Here is a 17676-nt window from a genome sequence, read left to right on the forward strand (position 1 = left end):
AGCTCGTTCTCAGTCGGTCAAATTGCCGCGCCAGGCGTTTTTCTGCTATCCATCGTCCCGATTTCCGCCTTCATGCGGGTTTTGGGTTACCGGCTTGAAATCGCCGGTCAGGAATTCGGGTTCGATGCGTCTGCTGCAAAAAAATCTCTGCATGATCGCCATGTCGATGGCGCTGCTATCCAGCGCCCATGCCGCGCCGCTGGTCGAACCCACGCTGCACATCAAGCCGGCTGCAAGCGGAACCGGTCGCGTCGCGCTCACGCTCGATGCCTGCGGCGGCAAGACCGACACGCGCATTCTCTCGGCGCTGGTGGACAACAGGATACCGGCCACCATTTTCGTCACCGGCATCTGGCTGAAGCGCAACGCCGAGGCCGTCGCGATCATGCGGGCACATCCCGACCTGTTCGAACTGGAAAATCACGGCGGCCGCCATGTTCCGGCGGTCGACACGCCACAGAAAATCTATGGCATACGCAGCGCCGGCAGTCCCGAAGCGGTAGCGGCCGAGGTCGAGTCGGGCGCCGCCGCACTTGCCGGGACCGGCGAGCCGGCGCCGAAATGGTTCCGCGGCGCAACCGCCGAATATAGCCCCTCGGCCATTGCAATGATCCGCAAGCTCGGCTTCAAGATTGCCGGCTTCTCGATCAATGGCGATGGCGGCTCGCTGCTCGGCGCCAAGGAGACGGCCAAGCGTATCGCCGCGGCCAAGGATGGCGACGTCATCATCGCTCATATCAACCAGCCGACCCATGCCGCCGGCGAGGGCGTTGTCCAGGGCCTGCTGGCGCTCAAGGACAAGGGCATGACCTTCGTGCGGCTCGACGACGCCGACGGGACGGGCAATCACGGCACCACGGAGTAGAACGGCTCAAAACCGATCGAGAGCGGTTCAGTGTTCGATAGAATGTCTGACCCGCTCTAACTTCTTGTTTTTACGCAATTCCCGAGGGGAAGCGCTACGCGCTTCTCCCGGGAAAACCGCTGCGCACTTTTCCTGGAATTGCTTGTCTTATGACTTTCGTTGCCGAAGGGTCGAGAATGGACCGCCGGGAGAGGGTGCCAGCCCTCTCGTCGGCGGCGAGGGTCGGATCTGAACCTCAATGCACTCTCAAGTGCCTTCGCGCTGAAGCGTTCAGTCCGGCTTGGCTTCGATGGTGACCTTGCTGGCGTAGAACGCGCCGTGGTCGCGGATGTCGGTCATCTCGTCGAACGGTTGGCGGTAGGCCCACATCGCATCCTTGCCCGCTTCGCCCGCCGGCAGCACGCTCCAATAGCTGGCGTCACCCTTGTAGGGGCAGTGGGTCGAGTGGTCCGTTCGGCTGAGCTTGTCGAAATCGATGTCGGCGAACGGAATGTAGAAGGCGGCGGGGTAAGGGGCCTCCGTCAGCACCTTCGCCTTCGCGGACGAAGCGATGACCGTATCGCCGGCGCGGACCGTGACGGTGCCGGAATAGGGCTCTATCGTGATGATCTTGTCGGGATTGCGCTGAAAGCCGGGTGCCGGGTTGGCGATCTTGTCCATGTTGGTTCCTCTTGCCCCGACCTTAAGTGTGGTGGACGGCCGGATTGCGCAAGCCCGTAGTCGCAAACAAAACAGACGCCATGCGCTCGTGCGTGGCGCAAGATAGCCTTCGGGTTGCCGCGGAAATTCAGGCGGCGGTTTTGAAGGCGTCCATCAGCCCGGCATAGGCGGCCGCGATGCCCGCCACCGGGTTGCTGCTTCTCGAAATGGTCTCGACTTTCAGCGCCCCGCCGCCGGTTGGCAAGGTGAGCAGGAGGAACTGGCGATTGCCGCCATCGCCGACGGATGCCGCCGCGACGTGCTGGCCTTCCCCTTCGTTCTGGACGCACATCTTGAACAGCAGCGTGCCGCCGACCGCTTCGAGCGCGCCGCCGACAACTTCGACGAACTCGTCTTCGGAAACAGTCTTTTCGTCCGGCACCAGATCGGCCAGGCTTTCGGCAAGTGTACTCTCGAGAACCTTATCGTCGAGCGTGTCCATGCGAACCTCTTTCAGTCGCCAATCGCACCCCTTTGCCCGTTAACGAAACTTAACACCGACGATGGCCGGATTGTGGCGCTTTTTGCTGTCGGTCCGATCACCGGAGTTTACCTCGATGCAACGTATTTGAAGCCCCTGACATTCGACTGGCGGCAGGACCAGCCAAATGGACTCAAAAAGCGTCCGGATTCAATCGTTTGCCAATACGGGTCGAACTCCGAATTTCGTCCGCTGCGCTCTTGGATGGCTGGACAATTCCCGGGTTCGCTTCACAATGCGATCAAAAGGGTGAAGCGAAAAGCTCGGGGGCGAAAAGCGTGAGGGAGGGAACGGCATGCTGGGATTGATGCAGGAATGGCCGCTGCTGTGCCACAAGCTGATCGACAACGCTGAAAGGCAGCATGGTGTGCGCGAGATCGTGTCGCGTTCGATCGAGGGGCCGATCGTGCGCACCACCTACGCCGACATCCATCGTCGTTCCCTCAAGGTCGCCCAGCGCTTGGAGCGCGACGGTTTTGCCTTGGGCGACCGCATCGCGACGCTGGCCTGGAACACTGCCCGCCACATCGAGGCCTGGTATGGCACCATGGGCATCGGCGCTATCTACCACACCCTCAATCCGCGCCTGTTTCCCGAACAGATCGTCTGGATCATGAACCACGCCGAGGACAAGGCCGTTTTCGTCGACATCACCTTCATCCCGTTGCTCGAGAAGATCGCTGGTGCCGTCAAATCGCTGAAGAAGGTGATCGTGCTCACCGACAAGGCGCACATGCCGCAAACGACCTTGCCCGGTGTCGTAGCCTACGAGGACTGGCTCGATGAGGTCGATGGCGACTTCACCTGGAAGACCTTCGACGAAGGCACCGCCGCCGGCATGTGCTATACGTCCGGCACGACGGGTGACCCCAAGGGCGTCGTCTACAGCCATCGCTCGAACGTGCTTCATGCCATGATCGCGGCCATGCCCGACGCCATGGGCCTGTCGGCGCGCGACACGATCCTGCCGGTGGTGCCGATGTTCCACGCCAATGCCTGGGGCCTTGGCCAGAGCGGCCCGATGATGGGCTCCAAGCTGGTCATGCCTGGCTGCAAGATGGACGGTGCCTCGATCTATGAGTTGCTCGACCAGGAGAAGGTCACATTCAGCGCCGCCGTGCCGACCGTGTGGATGATGTTGCTCCAATATCTGGAGGAGACCGGCAAGACACTTCCCCATCTCAACAAGGTCGTGATCGGCGGCTCGTCGTGCCCGCGCGCGATCATGACGAAGTTCCAGAACAATTACGGTGTCCAGGTCATCCACGCCTGGGGCATGACCGAAATGTCGCCGCTCGGCACGCTGTGCACCTTGAAGCCGGACTATGCAGACCTTGACGGCGAGGCTCGGCTCGACGTCCAGAGCAAGCAGGGTTACCCGCCCTTCGGCGTCGAAATGAAGGTGACCGACGACGACGACAACGCGCAGCCCTGGGACGGCAAGACGTTTGGCCGGCTCAAGGTACGCGGTCCGGCAGTCGCTCGCGCCTATTATGGCGGTGTGGGCGCGGAGCAGTTCGATGAGGATGGCTGGTTCGATACCGGAGACGTCGCTCATATCGATGCCGGGGGCTACATGCAGATCACCGACCGCGCCAAGGACGTCATCAAGTCCGGCGGCGAATGGATTTCGACCATCGACCTGGAGAATCTGGCCGTCGGCCACCCCGATGTAGCGGAAGCGGCGGCCATCGGCGTCCAGCATTCGAAATGGGGCGAGCGGCCCTTGCTGGTCGTCGTCGCCAAGCCGGGCAAGGAACCGACCAAGGCCGAGATTCTCGATTTCATGGATGGCAAGGTGGCCAAATGGTGGATGCCGGACGACGTCGCTTTCGTCGGTGAGATACCGCACACCGCCACCGGCAAGATCCAGAAGATCACCTTGCGTCAGCAGTTCAGGGACTATCGCTTGCCGACGGATTGAGGGGATGTTGCGTGTTTCGGCTTCAAGCCGCCGCAAAAAGGCACTAAACCTCCGTCCGGGTTGGGGCAGCAGAGAATAATGGTTAGCATTCCCGAACGGCAAACGTCGAAGGCTGCCAGCTGGTCGCGGCGCACGGCCGCCTTTTCGGCGGTGCTTTTGCTGACGAACTTTGTCGGCCATCGCTTCGGCCTCGTTCAAACGCCGGTGTTCCTGTGGGTGTTGGGCATTGTCGCCCTGCTGGCGGCGCTGGCGCTGTTGTTTGCCGGCCTGGCCTTTGCGAGGCTGTGGAATTTTGGTGACCGTGGTGGCCGCGATCTCACCGTCGGCGCCGTGCTGGCGCTGCTGGTGCTCACCCCCTATGGCGTTGCCGCCTACTGGGCGACGATCTATCCGCCGCTGCGGGACATCTCGACCGATTTCGATGAACCGCCCGCGCTCGATGTCGGTGACCGGACCAAGGACATGAACGTGCTGTCTCCGCCGACGCCGGGTGAGCAGAGTTTGCAGACCGACAGCTATCCATTGGTCACCGCACGCAGCTACGACCTGCCATTTGAGACCATCGTCAACGCCGTTGAAACCGTGCTCGACCGGCGCGGCTGGGACCTTTCGGAGCCTTATCCCGAACTCGCCGGACAGACAGAGGTGACCATCACCGCCATTGCCTCGAGCTTCGTTCTCGGCCTTCCCGCCGACGTCGCCATTCGCGTCATGGATGACGGCGACACGGTCATCGTCGACATGCGCTCGGCCTCGCGTTACGGCCGCCATGACCTTGGCGACAATGCCGCGCGCATCACCGATTTCCTGGCGGAACTGGATCAGGAAGTCGCCGGCCAGGTCGGCGCGGCGCCGGCCGAGTAGCCATTTCCGCGCGAATTCGCGCCTGCGACGACGGTAGGGTGAACGCTTGGGGGCAGGCCTATCGGACCGGCGTGAAAATGCCATCTATGGCTGGGGCGGCGTTTGTCGCCACGACGCCGCGCGCCACCAAATCCTCCAGATGGGCAAGCACCGACAGGCCGGCGGCGCCGTGCAGCCGTGGATCGGTATCCCTGTAGATCGCCCTGACCATGTCGGGGATTGTCCTGTCGCCGGCTCTGATCCGCTCCAGTATGGCCCGTTCGCGCATCTTGCGATGCGTCTTCAGTCCACGCATGTAAGCGCGCGGCGCAGTCACTGGTCCGCCATGGCCAGGCAGCAGCAGGCGATCGCCGCGCTCGATCAGCCGGTCGAGCGATGCCATGTAATCGGCCATTGCCCCGTCCGGCGGCGCGACGATGGAGGTTGCCCAGCTCATGACATGATCGGCTGAAAACAGGATTCCGGTGCCTTCCAGCGCGAATGCCGCGTGATTGGCGGTGTGGCCGGGCGTCAGCACCGTTCGGATCGTCCAGCCGTCGCCGCTGACCAGTTCGCCGTCCGGCAACGCGATGTCGGGGATGAAAGCGGTGTCGGCGCTGGCGTCGAGCGCATTGGTTTCGCCGATATGCAAGGGTCTCGCCGGCCGGTGCGGTCCCTCCGCCAGCACCTGGGCGCCGGTGCGCTCCTTCAACCGGGCCGCCAGCGGGGAATGGTCGCGATGCGTGTGGCTGACGAAAATGTGGCTGACCGGCCGTCCGGCGATCACGTCGAGCAAGGTCCGCAGATGCCCCTCGTCATCCGGTCCGGGATCGATCACCGCCAGCGTGTCACGTCCCACGACATAGCTGTTGGTGCCATGAAAGGTGAAGGGACTGGGATTGCGGGCGGTGACACGTTGCACGTCGGGGGCCACGCTTACGCCTTGGCCATAAGCGGGGTCGAAGCTGGTATCGAATTTGAGAGCCATGTCGGCACATTGTTCCCGGAACGGCAAAACCGATTGCCGCATAGCACGCAAGCCAATATAGAAAAACGCAAGACCGCGATTTCTGGTTCGCGGCAAGATTGAATTGGGGAAGATCATGACAACCGCAACGACGACGCGCCCGCTTGTTTTTCTGGCCTTGCCGCAAGATGGTGCCGCGCGGCTGGCGACGCAGTTTTTCCTGGCGATTGCCGGGACACTGCTGTTGACCCTTTCGGCCAAGACCAGGGTAGTGCTCGGGCCTGTCGATATCTCGATGCAGACGCTCGCCGTCTTCCTGATCGCCGCCGCCTTCGGCATGCGGCTCGGCGTCGCCACTTTGCTGCTCTACATGGCGGAAGGCGCGATGGGCTTCCCGGTCTTCCAGGGCACGCCGGAAAAAGGCGTCGGCATCGCCTATATGCTCGGTTCGACCGGCGGCTATCTCGCCGGCTTCGTGGTCATGGCGGCGATTGTCGGCTGGGCCGCCGACCGCGGCTGGGACCGTCATCCGATCAAGCTCTTCAACGCCATGCTGGTTGCCGAAGTGGTGATGATGGCAATGGGTTTTGCCTGGCTGGCGCTGCTCATCGGCCCGGAAAAATCCTGGCAGTTCGGCGTCGTGCCGTTCATCGTCGGCGACCTGATCAAGGTAGCTCTCGCGGCCAGCCTCGTGCCGGCCGTCTGGTCATTGCTGAAGCGCTCCTGATTTGAGAACATCCGGCCCGGATCACTTCGGGCCGGAGCTTGGCCTGCGATGAGCCGGGCCTGTTTCCCAGCCATGTCACGGACGGGCGTTTCTGATGAAGGTTCTGGTCACCGGCGCTGCCGGCTTCATAGGCTATCATGTCGCCAGGCGGCTCCTGGAGCGCGGTGACGAGGTTGTCGGCATCGACAGCATCAACGACTACTACGACCCTGAGATCAAGGAGGCGCGGCTGCGGCTGCTGGCCGAGGCGGGCCGCGGCACCAATGCCGGCTATCATTTCATCCATGGCAATCTCGCCGACCGCAGCGTGGTCGACGGCTGCTTTGCCGACCACGCCTTCGACCGGGTGATCCACCTGGCCGCGCAGGCAGGCGTGCGCTACAGCCTGGAAAACCCACACGCCTATGTCGAAAGCAACATCGTTGCTTTCACCAACATGCTCGAGGCCTGCCGCGGCAGCCGTGTCGGGCACCTGACCTATGCCAGCACCTCCAGTGTCTATGGCGCCAACACCGACATGCCGTTTTCCGAGCATCGCCCAGCCGACCATCCCTTGCAGTTCTACGCCGCCACCAAGCGCGCCAACGAACTGATGGCGCACAGCTACAGCCATCTGTTCGGCCTGCCCACCACGGGGCTGCGTTTCTTCACCGTGTACGGTCCCTGGGGGCGCCCGGACATGGCGCTGTTCCTGTTCACCAGGAGCATCCTGGCCGGCGAGCCGATCAAGCTGTTCAACAACGGCAACCACACGCGCGACTTCACCTATGTCGAGGACATCGCCGAAGGCGTGATCCGCGCCAGCGACAGCCCCGCCGCGGCCAACCCGGCCTGGGATTCCAGCCATCCGGATTCGGCGACCAGCAGCGCGCCCTGGCGCATCTTCAACATCGGCAACAACAATCCGGTGAAGCTGACCGCCTATGTCGAGGCGCTGGAAAACGCGCTTGGCCGCAAGGCCGTGATCGAACTCCTGCCGCTGCAGGCCGGCGACGTGCCCGACACCTTCGCCGACACTTCGGCACTGCAAGCGGCGGTCGGCTACCGCCCCCGGACCTCCGTCACGGAGGGGGTAGGGCGGTTCGTCGAGTGGTACCTGGGTTATTTTGGGCCGCGTTGAGCGTGATGAACGCGTTCTTGGCCACGTAAAGACCTGCTCTCGGTCGAAAAAGACCAGGAACAAAAATATGTGCTAGTCTCCCCAAGTCATCAGACGGTGGGGATTGCCATGTTGGAAACGGACAAACTGTTCGCCGGCTCGATTCCTGAAAACTACGACCGTTACATGGTGCCTTTGATTTTCGAGCCGTTCGCCGCGGATATCGCGCGCCGAGCCGCGGCCCTGTCGCCGGGGGCTGTCCTGGAAATCGCCGCGGGCACCGGGGTCGTCACCCGCGCATTGGCGCCAAGACTGGCCCCTGGCGCAAGCTATGTCGTGACCGACCTGAACCAGCCGATGCTCGACTACGCCGCCTCGCGACAGACACCCGACAGCCGCATCACATGGCGCCAGGCGGATGCGATGGCGCTGCCGTTCGAGGATGCGGCCTTCGATCTCGTCTGTTGTCAGTTCGGTGCGATGTTCTTTCCAAACCGCGCCTCCGCCTACCGCGAAGCTAGGCGGGTCCTGAAGCCGGGAGGCCGGTTCCTGTTCAACGTATGGGATCGCATCGAGGAGAATGTGTTCGCCGATGACGTGACCAATGCCCTCGCGCGGATTTTTCCCGACGATCCGCCGCGCTTCCTGGCACGCACGCCGCACGGCTATCACGACAAGGCGCTGATCCGTCGCGACCTGGAGGACGCGGGTTTCTCCGATGTCGCGATCGAGACCAGAGCCGAACAAAGCCGCGCATCCTCGCCACGGCTTCCGGCCGTCGCTTATTGTCAGGGCACCGTCCTTCGCACCGAAATCGAGGCCAGGGACGCTGGAAAACTGGACGCCGCGACCGACTACGCGGCATCAGCCATTGCCGACAGACATGGCAGTGGCGAAGTTGCCGCCAAAATCCAGGCACATGTGATCGTGGCCGCGGCCTGAATGCTGGAACGTCCACCCTGCGCAATGGCCGCTACCCCGCCCTCGACAAGACCGAAAGTGCGATCCGCGGTCAGGGCCTCGGCCTCGGTGACCGGGTATCCACCATGGCCAACGCGTTTGTCGTATGCCGCATTGACAAGCCAATGCATGAAACCTAAGCACAGGCACACAGGGCCGGGGGGCTTTGGCATGTCGAGGAGAGCTTCTTGAAAGGAATTATCCTTGCTGGAGGCAGTGGAACGCGTCTTTATCCACTAACATTAGCAGTCTCTAAGCAAATTCTTCCCATTTACGACAAGCCGATGATCTATTATCCGCTGAGCGTGCTGATGCTCGCGGGAATACGAGAGGTTCTGATCATTTCGACGCCCCGTGATCTGCCGGCTTTTCGTGGTTTGCTCGGCGACGGGTCGGAGTTCGGGCTGGCCCTGTCTTACGCCGAGCAGCCGCAGCCCAATGGACTCGCGGAAGCCTTCATCATCGGCCGCGATTTCATCGGCAAGGACAGCGTGTCGATGATCCTGGGCGACAACATCTATTTTGGCGACGGGCTATCGCAGCTTTGCCGCGTCGCGGCATCGCGCCAGAGGGGTGCCTCGGTGTTCGCCTACCATGTCGAGGATCCTGAACGCTATGGCGTGGTGTCTTTCGACAAGGCGACCGGAACCGCGCTGACGATCGAGGAAAAGCCGCAAAAGCCGAAGTCCAACTGGGCCGTCACCGGTCTCTACTTCTACGACAATGACGTCGTCGACATCGCCCCGACCATCCGTCCTTCGGCGCGCGGCGAGATCGAGATCACGGCCATCAACAATGTCTATCTCGAGCGCGGCCAGCTCCATGTTCACCGGCTGGGACGCGGCTATGCCTGGCTCGACACCGGTACGCATGACAGCCTGCACGAAGCCTCGTCCTTCGTGCGCACGATCGAACATCGCCAGGGCATCAAGGTCGCCTGTCCGGAGGAAATCGCCTTCGAACAGGGATGGCTGACGGCGGACATGGTGCTGGAGCGCGCAACCCGGCTGGGAAAGAACGAATACGCCGCCTATCTGCGCCGGCGCGTCGTCGATCTTTCGGAGGGTTAAGATGCTGGAGGTGAGATCCCTGGGCATCGACGGGGTGCTGGAAATCGTCCCGAAGCGCCATGGCGACGCACGCGGTTTCTTCATGGAAACCTACAATGCCGAGCGCTTTTCGCAGGCCGGCATCGACCTGACTTTCGTGCAGGACAACCATTCCTATTCCGCTGCCCCGGGCGTTCTGCGCGGGCTTCACTACCAGCTTGCGCCGCGTGCCCAGGACAAGCTGCTGCGCGTTATCCGGGGCAGCATTCTCGACATCGCTGTCGATATCCGCCGCGCCTCGAAAACCTTCGGAAAATGGGTCGCCCTCGAAGTGTCGGCCGAAAAAGGCAACCAGATCCTGGTGCCGAAGGGTTTCGCGCATGGCTTCGTCACGCTCGTGCCCGACACCGAGGTGCTGTACAAGGTGACCGACACCTATTCGCCCGAGCATGATCGGTCGATCCGTTTCGACGATCCCGCCATCGGCATAGAATGGCCGTCGCTGGCCGGCGGGTTCCAGCTTTCGGACAAGGACCTCAAGGCGCCGACGCTGGCTACGGCCGAGGTGTTCGCCTGATGGAGCATGTGGTGCATAAGGACGGCGGGATGAATTTTCTGGTGACGGGCGGTGCCGGCTTCATCGGTTCGGCGGTATGCCGGCATCTGTGCGCCAATCCGGCCTACCGGGTGACCAATCTCGACAAGCTGACCTATGCGGGCAACCTGGCCTCGTTGCGGCCGATCGAGAATGCCCACAATTACAGCTTCGCCCAGGCCGATATCTGTGACGAAAGGGCGGTGCTCGACATACTGCGCCGCGACGATATCGACATCGTCATGAACCTCGCCGCCGAGAGCCATGTCGACCGCTCGATCGATGGGCCGGGCGCCTTCATCGAGACCAACATCGTCGGCACCTACAAGATCCTCAACGCCGCGCTCGAATACTGGCGCGGCCTGTCCGACGACAGGAAAGGCCGCTTCCGCTTCCATCACGTCTCCACCGACGAGGTGTTCGGCGACCTGCCTTTCGACGGCGGCATGTTCGTCGAGGAGACGCCCTACGCGCCGTCCTCGCCCTATTCCGCCTCGAAAGCGGCTTCGGACCATCTGGTGCGCGCCTGGCACGAGACCTACGGCCTGCCGGTCGTGCTTTCCAACTGTTCGAACAATTACGGCCCCTATCATTTCCCCGAGAAGCTGATCCCGCTCGTCATCCTCAACGCGCTCGATGAAAAGCCGCTGCCTGTCTATGGCGCCGGCGCCAATGTGCGCGACTGGCTGTTCGTCGAGGATCACGCGCGCGCCCTGGAACTCGTCGCCACGAAGGGGCATCCGGGCGAGAGCTACAATGTCGGCGGCAATTCGGAACGCACCAACCTCGCCGTCGTCGAGACGATCTGCGACCTGCTCGACACCAGGCGTCCGCGCGCCGGCGGCAGGCGCTATCGCGAGCTGATCTCCTTTGTCACCGACCGTCCCGGCCACGACCGCCGATACGCCATCGACGCCACCAAGATAAGCCGCGAGCTCGGCTGGACGCCCAGGGAGAATTTCGACAGCGGCCTTGCCAGAACCGTGGATTGGTTCCTCGACAACAAATGGTGGTGGGGGCCGATCCGCGAACAGCGCTATGCCGGCGAAAGACTGGGCGAAGCGCGCAGGGTGGGCGCGTGAGGCTCCTCGTCACCGGACGCGACGGCCAGGTCGCGGCGAGCCTGCTCGAGGCCGGCCAGGCGCGCGCGGGCGTCGAGGTCGTTGCCATCGGCCGCCCGGAGCTCGACCTGGCAAGACCCGATACCGTCATCGACGCCATCACCGCCGCCAGGCCCGACATCGTCGTGTCGGCCGCCGCCTATACGGCCGTCGACCAGGCCGAGGACGAGCCCGATCTGGCCTTCGCGGTGAACGCGACGGGCGCGGGCAAGGTGGCGGAGGCCGCGGCGCGGCTCGGCGTTCCAATCATCCATCTTTCGACCGATTATGTCTTCGACGGCAGCGCTCCCCGCGCCTATGTCGAAACCGACCCGACGGCGCCGCTCGGTGTCTACGGTGCCTCCAAGCTCGCCGGCGAGCAGGCGGTGGCCGCCGCCAATCCGCGCCACCTGATCCTGCGCACCGCCTGGGTCTACAGCCCGTTCGGAAAGAATTTCGTGAAAACCATGCTGAGGCTCGCCGCCGACCGCGACGAGATTTCGGTGGTATCAGATCAATGCGGAAATCCCACATCCGCACTGGATATCGCCGACGCGATCCTGCATGCGGCCACCACGCTGCACCGCGACAAGGATGTCGCCGCGTTCGGCACCTATCATCTGGCCGGCACGGGCGAGACCAACTGGAGCGGCTTTGCCCGTCATATCCTCGACACAAGCTTGAAGTCTGGTGGTCCCTGGGCGCGGGTACGGGATATCACGACGATGGACTACCCGACCAAGGCGCGCCGCCCCGCCAATTCCCGGCTATCGAGCGCGAAATTCGCTGATGTGTTCGCATGGACGGCGCCGGACTGGCGGGAGTCTGCGGAAGAGGTGGTGCGCCGGCTGGTGGCGGGCGAGACGAGACAGGCGATGACCGCATGAGCAAGCGTCCTTTGCCTGGGCGTCAGGCTATTGGTGAGAGCGGACCTAGCGCTGGGATAGAGCCCAAGCGAGTTAGAGCACGGGACAGGTCACTTCGCGACCTATACCAAGCCCATAGTGGCAAGGTTTCAGACAAATGGTCGATCTATCTCGAAACATATGACCGAGTTTTCGCGCAATACCGAGGCAGGCCTGTTCGAATTCTGGAAATTGGGGTTCAGAACGGCGGCTCACTTGAGATCTGGCGGCAATATTTCACCAAGGCGGGGATCGTTCTCGGCTGCGATATCAATGTGGCGTGCGGCAATCTGGTTTTTGACGACGATAAAATCGCTGTCATTGTCGGTGATGCAAACACAGACGAGATAGAAGATAATATTACTACGATTTCTAGGGAATTTGATATTATTATAGACGACGGATCGCATACGTCGTCCGACATAATACGTTCGTTCGCTCGCTATTTTCCTCACCTTTCAGAGGGAGGAATGTATATAGCGGAAGATTTGCATTGCAGCTATTGGAAAGAGTTTGAAGGTGGTCTCTATGATCCTCTTTCCTCAATGTCATTTTTCAAACGTCTTCTTGATGTGGTCAATCATGAACATTGGGGGCTGAACCGCAGTCGAATGGAGGCTTTGGCCATCTTCGCCGAAAAACATAAGATTGCCTTCGACGATGCCGCTCTTGCGTCGATCCATTCCGTCGAATTCCTGAACTCACTCTGCATCGTAACGAAGCAACCGATTCGGGAAAACGTCCTTGGGCCGCGCAGGGTGCAAGGTAGGATCGCCATCGCCGATGGGAGCATGATTCCGCTCGACGGCACCGAGAATGAGGCGATCGATCAAGCCGAGAATCCATGGTCTTTGAAGTCGGTCACCATGGAACAAGAAATCGAGACCAACAGAGAGTTGGTTGAGCGGCAGGGAACGCAAATCGAGGCTTTCTCCAGCGAACTGACCGAAATGCGTAAACTTGTTAGGGATTGCGAAGATGAACTTGAACAAGCGAAGGCGCTAATCGTCGCCCGGGTTCAAGAGGCGCAGATTTTAGAAAAAGAATTGTCGGCCATGCAAGAAATGACTGGAGTTTTGCTTGCAGATCGGGAAGATGCGCGCTCTGAGCAAGCTCGGTTGCATGGTGTTCTCGACGCCGTTTATGCAAGCACGTCCTGGCAACTCACAGGGCCATTGCGAGGGCTTGGCAACCGCGCCCGCGCCATCGGTAAGGCGCCCGCCGGAATGCGCCGCATCATGGCTCGCGCCGCTTACCGCTGTTGGCGCAATCTGCCGCTGCCTCTTGGTGCTAAGAGAAAGTTGAAGAGCACGGTTTTCTCGAGGTTTCCCTCGCTGTTTGGCATGACGAACGCCTATCGCGCCTGGAGAAGCCTTGAGACGCCCGATGCTTCCCCGGGCGGCGCAGGCTCGCAGGCAGTTTTGTTCAGGTCTGGCCCGAGTCTCGCACCAGAACCGGTCTACCTGCCGCGTATCGAGGCCCCGCCATTGCTTCAAAAGCCGGTGCGGGTGATCGCATTCTACTTGCCACAATTCCACCCGATACCGGAAAATGATGAATGGTGGGGACAGGGCTTTACTGAGTGGACCAATGTCAGGCCCGCTCAGCCGCAGTTTGTCGGCCATCACCAGCCGCATGTGCCGGATGCGCTTGGCTACTATGATTTGCGCGATACCGCGATCCAGCGTCAGCAGATCGAACTGGCGAAGCTCTATGGCGTGGAAGGTTTTTGCTTCTATTTCTATTGGTTTGGCGGCAAGCGGCTCCTGGAAACGCCGCTCGAAAACTGGCTTGAGGACAAGAGCCTCGATATGCCGTTCTGTCTCTGCTGGGCCAATGAAAACTGGTCACGCCGCTGGGATGGCATGGATCAGGAAATACTTATCGGCCAAGACCACTCTCCTCGGGATGATCTGGCTTTTATCGCCGAAGTGGCGCCATACCTTCGCGACTCTCGCTACATCCGCATCGACGGCAAGCCGCTGCTCCTTGTGTACCGCCCAAGCTTGCTTCCGGCGGCGGCGGACACAGCCCGGCGTTGGCGGACATGGTGCCGGGAGAACGGCATCGGCGAAATTTTCCTCGCCTATACCCAGTCCTTCGAATCCGTGTCCCCCGACCGCTACGGTTTCGATGCTGCTGTCGAATTTCCGCCAAACAATTCTGCGCCGCCAAACATCACACACACCGTGATGCCGCTTCACGAGAATTTTGCCGCAACCGTCTACGACTGGTCGGTTTTCCTGCGGCGCAGCGAGAATTATCCGCCCCGCAAATACAAGCTTTTCCGATCGGTTTGCCCCGGCTGGGACAACACGGCGCGCCGCAAGCGCGGTGGCACTGTCTTCATCAACAACACCCCCGTGCTCTATCGCAAATGGCTCGACAACGCCATCAGGGATACACTGGCTCACGTCAAAGAGCCGTCCGAGCGGCTGGTCTTCGTCAATGCCTGGAATGAGTGGGCGGAAGGCGCGCACCTGGAGCCCGATACTGCAAACGGCTATGCCTATCTCCAGGCGACCCGCGACGCTTTGGAGACGGCGGGCGGGAAATGCAAACCCCGCATAGTGATTGTATCCCACGACGCCCATCCGCACGGCGCGCAGCTGCTGGCACTGGCAATGGCTCGCGAATTTGGGGAGTTGCAATACGATGTGGATATGATTGTCCTTGGCGACGGACCTATGATGGCTCGCTTTGCCGAAGTTGCATCTCTGCATCACATTGCTCTCGACAGTGAACCGCCGGAATCGGTGCGTCGGAAATTGGAGACGATACGGACAGCGGGTGCCGAGGTCGCCATTGTTAACACCACGGTATCGGGACTGATTGTTCCCATCCTGAAGGAAGCAGGCTTCCGCACCGTTTCGTTGGTTCATGAACTGCCGGGCGTGTTGGAGTCCTACAGCCTGAATAGACACGCCGCCGCCATCGCCCAGCACGCCGATAAGATCGTTTTTGCGGCGCCTGTCGTCCAATCTGGATTCGAGCGCTTCCTGGGTGCGCCGCTAAGGCAAGCGTTGATCCGTCCTCAGGGGCTCGTGCGGAAAAACCCGTTCAAAGGCCGGTCCGCGGAAGCGCGTCGAATTGTTTGCAGTCAGCATGGCTTTGCACCGGATACCCGATACGTTCTTGCAGTGGCCTTTGTGGATCACCGAAAAGGGCCTGATCTTTTCGTCGAAGTGGCAGAAGAAGTTCTTCGCTCGCATCCCGGTACGGCGTTCATCTGGATCGGCCATTTCGACCAGGGCATGAAGGAAACGATCGAGGCGCTTCTCGCTCGCAAGGGGCTGGCGGACAGCGTCAAGTTCGTCGGGTTTGTCCAGGACCCTATGGCCTACTATGCGGGAGCGTCTGTGTACGCATTGACGTCCCGCGAGGATCCATTTCCGAATGTCGTGTTGGAGTCCGCTGAGGTCGGCGTTCCGGTCGTGGCCTTCCAGGAGGCAACCGGCGCAGCCGACTTTATTGTTGAAAATGGAGGAAGGCTCGCCAAGAGGCTCGATGTTAAAGATTTCGCCATCCAGCTAAAGGAAGTTCTGGACGGCCCTCGCCGGCAAGACCTCGCCACAGTTGGATCAATACGGCGCTATCTGATGGATATTCTGCACTACGCGACAGGATTCCAGCGCGTATCGGTTGTCGTTCCGAACTACAACTATGCTGACCACCTGCTGCAGCGGCTCAGGAGTATCGCGAACCAAACTTATCCGATCTATGAACTTATTGTGCTGGACGACGCATCGACGGACCGAAGTGTCGAGACCATCAACTCTTTCCGCGCCGAGCACAGCGAATTGGGTGCGGAACTGTTCATCAACAGCCAGAATTCGGGATCGGCTTTCCATCAATGGGCGAAGGGCGTCGGCCACAGCCGTGGCGATCTGGTCTGGATTGCGGAAGCGGATGATTTCGCCGAGCCTCGCCTTCTCGAGGAGCTTGTGCCGGCCTTCGCTGATCCGTCGCTTGTGCTTGCGTATAGCCAATCGGGGCAGTTGGACGGCAAAGGCCGCGTACTCGCGGAAGATTATATCGACTACACCCGTGACATCTCTGATGATTGGTTGTCCGATTATACCAGGGATGGCCAAGGCGAAATCAGCGAGGCGATGAGCGTCAAGAATACGATTCCGAACGTCAGTGCGGTCCTGTTCAAGCGCCTTGCCATCAGTAAGGCGATCGCCGAAATCGGCGACGAGTTGTTCAGTTACCGCATAGCGGGGGATTGGCTCGTCTATCTCAGGGTATTGCTGCAGGGAAAGATGCGATTCCGCGCGAAGCAGCTCAACTGGCACCGACGTCACGCGCAAGGCGTGACACAGTCCGAACTGGCGGAGCGCCATCTGGACGAAGTGCGGCGGGTGCAGGAGGCGGCGCGTTCCCTAGTGTCAGTCTCGGCTGAAACGCGCCGGAAGGCCGATGCCTGGCTACAGCACGTTCGCACCTATCTCGGTGTCAAAGGTTCGGATGCGGCATGACGCAGGAGTGCCCGCCACTCGGCGATAGACGCAGGAAGGCCGTTATCCTTGGCGCCTCCGGTTTCATAGGCATAAACCTCGCACGCGCCATGGCACAGCAGGGCTTTGAGATCGTTTGCTTTGCCCGCCATGCGTCCGAGCACTGGCCTGACGGTAGCAGCATTGTTCTTGGTGACCTGGCCGCTCCCCCGCGCCAACTCCTTGCGGCGATGGAGGGCTCCCTGGTTTTTCATCTCGCTAGTTCCACGCGGCCCACGGCAGCAACCGAGATGGCCGTTGCGGAGATCGAGGCCAACCTGATTGCCACAGTGGCGTTGCTGGAGGCGACCAAGAGCTCGGACTGCCGATGGGTTTTTTCTTCGTCAGGCGGCACGGTCTACGGCCAGACCGATGCTTTGCAGATTTCCGAGGAACACGCGAATGTCCCGATATCGTCCTATGGCACGGTCAAACTAGCCATCGAGCGATATTACAGCCTTTACCGGGCCCTGCATGGCATCGACAGCGTGATAGCAAGGATTTCGAATCCTTTTGGTCCGCATCAGTCGGCGGCAAAGGGGCAAGGGTTGATTGCGGCTCTGTTTGACAGGATCGCAAGCCGAACGCCGGTGAACATTTGGGGAGATGGCGAGAATGTGCGCGACTATGTCTATATCGACGACGTTGCACAGGCCCTGATTTCGCTGGGCCTTGGCGGACGGGCCGGCGAAATCTACAATGTCGGTTCCGGGCTAGGCACAAGCGTGATCGATCTGGTGAAGAGAATATCCGCCATTCTTCGCGTTCCGGCGAAACTCGTCTATGCTCCCGCCCGTGGGGTCGACGTTCGCAGGAACGTTCTCGATATACAGAAGATCGGACGCGAACTTGGCTGGCGTCCGACCTGTACGCTCGATGAGGGGATCGCACTCACCTATCGCTGGCGACAGGGCCAAATCGTGCAATTTCGTGATTCCGGACAAAGGCCGGCTTAGTCCACAT

At 61.0% G+C, this 17676-nt stretch carries 15 protein-coding genes; 12 read left to right on the forward strand and 3 right to left on the reverse strand.

Annotated elements, in window-relative coordinates; all coding sequences use genetic code 11:
- Window positions 1-124 precede the first annotated feature (124 nt).
- The gene (locus EN808_RS15715; RefSeq protein ID WP_135881501.1) at window positions 125-865 is read left to right on the forward strand and encodes a polysaccharide deacetylase family protein; all 741 of its coding nucleotides are present in this window, start codon (window positions 125-127) and stop codon (window positions 863-865) included.
- Window positions 866-1135: 270 nt separating this feature from the next.
- Here EN808_RS15715 and EN808_RS15720 read toward each other — a convergent pair whose 3' ends face one another.
- Both EN808_RS15720 and EN808_RS15725 read right to left on the reverse strand, forming a co-directional pair.
- A complete protein-coding gene (locus EN808_RS15720) occupies window positions 1136-1525 on the reverse strand; it encodes a DUF427 domain-containing protein (RefSeq protein WP_127276175.1) in 390 nt (129 codons plus the stop codon).
- A 127-nt stretch (window positions 1526-1652) separates the two neighbouring features.
- Window positions 1653-2006, reverse strand: a complete 354-nt coding sequence (locus tag EN808_RS15725; protein WP_127276173.1) for a hypothetical protein — start codon at window positions 2004-2006, stop codon at window positions 1653-1655.
- A 334-nt stretch (window positions 2007-2340) separates the two neighbouring features.
- On the opposite strand from EN808_RS15725, the gene EN808_RS15730 reads away from it, so the two are divergent.
- Entirely contained in the window at window positions 2341-3969 is a 1629-nt protein-coding gene (locus tag EN808_RS15730; protein ID WP_135916295.1) for a fatty-acid--CoA ligase, read from the forward strand.
- Window positions 3970-4047: 78 nt separating this feature from the next.
- Window positions 4048-4833 (forward strand): DUF1499 domain-containing protein, encoded by a 786-nt coding sequence (locus EN808_RS15735; RefSeq protein WP_135881498.1) that lies wholly within the window; start codon window positions 4048-4050, stop codon window positions 4831-4833.
- A gap of 58 nt (window positions 4834-4891) precedes the next feature.
- Here EN808_RS15735 and EN808_RS15740 read toward each other — a convergent pair whose 3' ends face one another.
- Window positions 4892-5800 (reverse strand): MBL fold metallo-hydrolase, encoded by a 909-nt coding sequence (locus EN808_RS15740; RefSeq protein ID WP_135881497.1) that lies wholly within the window; start codon window positions 5798-5800, stop codon window positions 4892-4894.
- 115 nt (window positions 5801-5915) lie between these two features.
- Between EN808_RS15740 and EN808_RS15745 the strand changes: the two genes are divergently transcribed.
- The 9 genes from EN808_RS15745 (at window position 5916) to EN808_RS15785 (ending at window position 17669) form a co-directional block, all read left to right on the forward strand.
- Window positions 5916-6506, forward strand: a complete 591-nt coding sequence (locus EN808_RS15745) for a biotin transporter BioY (RefSeq protein ID WP_127281119.1) — start codon at window positions 5916-5918, stop codon at window positions 6504-6506.
- Window positions 6507-6600: 94 nt separating this feature from the next.
- The gene (locus tag EN808_RS15750; protein WP_127873142.1) at window positions 6601-7626 is read left to right on the forward strand and encodes an NAD-dependent epimerase; all 1026 of its coding nucleotides are present in this window, start codon (window positions 6601-6603) and stop codon (window positions 7624-7626) included.
- Window positions 7627-7734: 108 nt separating this feature from the next.
- On the forward strand, window positions 7735-8547 hold the full coding sequence (locus EN808_RS15755; protein WP_135916296.1) for a class I SAM-dependent methyltransferase: 813 nt from the start codon (window positions 7735-7737) through the stop codon (window positions 8545-8547).
- Window positions 8548-8753: 206 nt separating this feature from the next.
- On the forward strand, window positions 8754-9635 hold the full coding sequence (gene rfbA, locus EN808_RS15760) for a glucose-1-phosphate thymidylyltransferase RfbA (protein WP_135916297.1): 882 nt from the start codon (window positions 8754-8756) through the stop codon (window positions 9633-9635).
- 1 nt (window position 9636) lies between these two features.
- Complete coding sequence (gene rfbC, locus EN808_RS15765; protein WP_135881494.1) at window positions 9637-10191, forward strand: dTDP-4-dehydrorhamnose 3,5-epimerase; 555 nt, start codon at window positions 9637-9639, stop codon at window positions 10189-10191.
- A gap of 29 nt (window positions 10192-10220) precedes the next feature.
- Window positions 10221-11291, forward strand: a complete 1071-nt coding sequence (gene rfbB, locus EN808_RS15770) for a dTDP-glucose 4,6-dehydratase (protein WP_135916325.1) — start codon at window positions 10221-10223, stop codon at window positions 11289-11291.
- On the forward strand, window positions 11288-12196 hold the full coding sequence (rfbD, locus tag EN808_RS15775) for a dTDP-4-dehydrorhamnose reductase (protein WP_135916298.1): 909 nt from the start codon (window positions 11288-11290) through the stop codon (window positions 12194-12196). The genes rfbB and rfbD overlap by 4 nt, the downstream gene beginning before the upstream one ends.
- Window positions 12193-16695: a glycoside hydrolase family 99-like domain-containing protein gene (locus EN808_RS15780; RefSeq protein ID WP_135916299.1), complete on the forward strand. Its 4503-nt coding sequence runs from the start codon at window positions 12193-12195 to the stop codon at window positions 16693-16695. Before rfbD ends, EN808_RS15780 begins: the two co-directional genes overlap by 4 nt.
- A complete protein-coding gene (locus EN808_RS15785; RefSeq protein ID WP_135916300.1) occupies window positions 16692-17669 on the forward strand; it encodes an NAD-dependent epimerase/dehydratase family protein in 978 nt (325 codons plus the stop codon). The genes EN808_RS15780 and EN808_RS15785 overlap by 4 nt, the downstream gene beginning before the upstream one ends.
- Window positions 17670-17676: the final 7 nt, after the last annotated feature.

This window comes from Mesorhizobium sp. M8A.F.Ca.ET.165.01.1.1 (assembly GCF_004792065.1).
Lineage (GTDB): Bacteria > Pseudomonadota > Alphaproteobacteria > Rhizobiales > Rhizobiaceae > Mesorhizobium.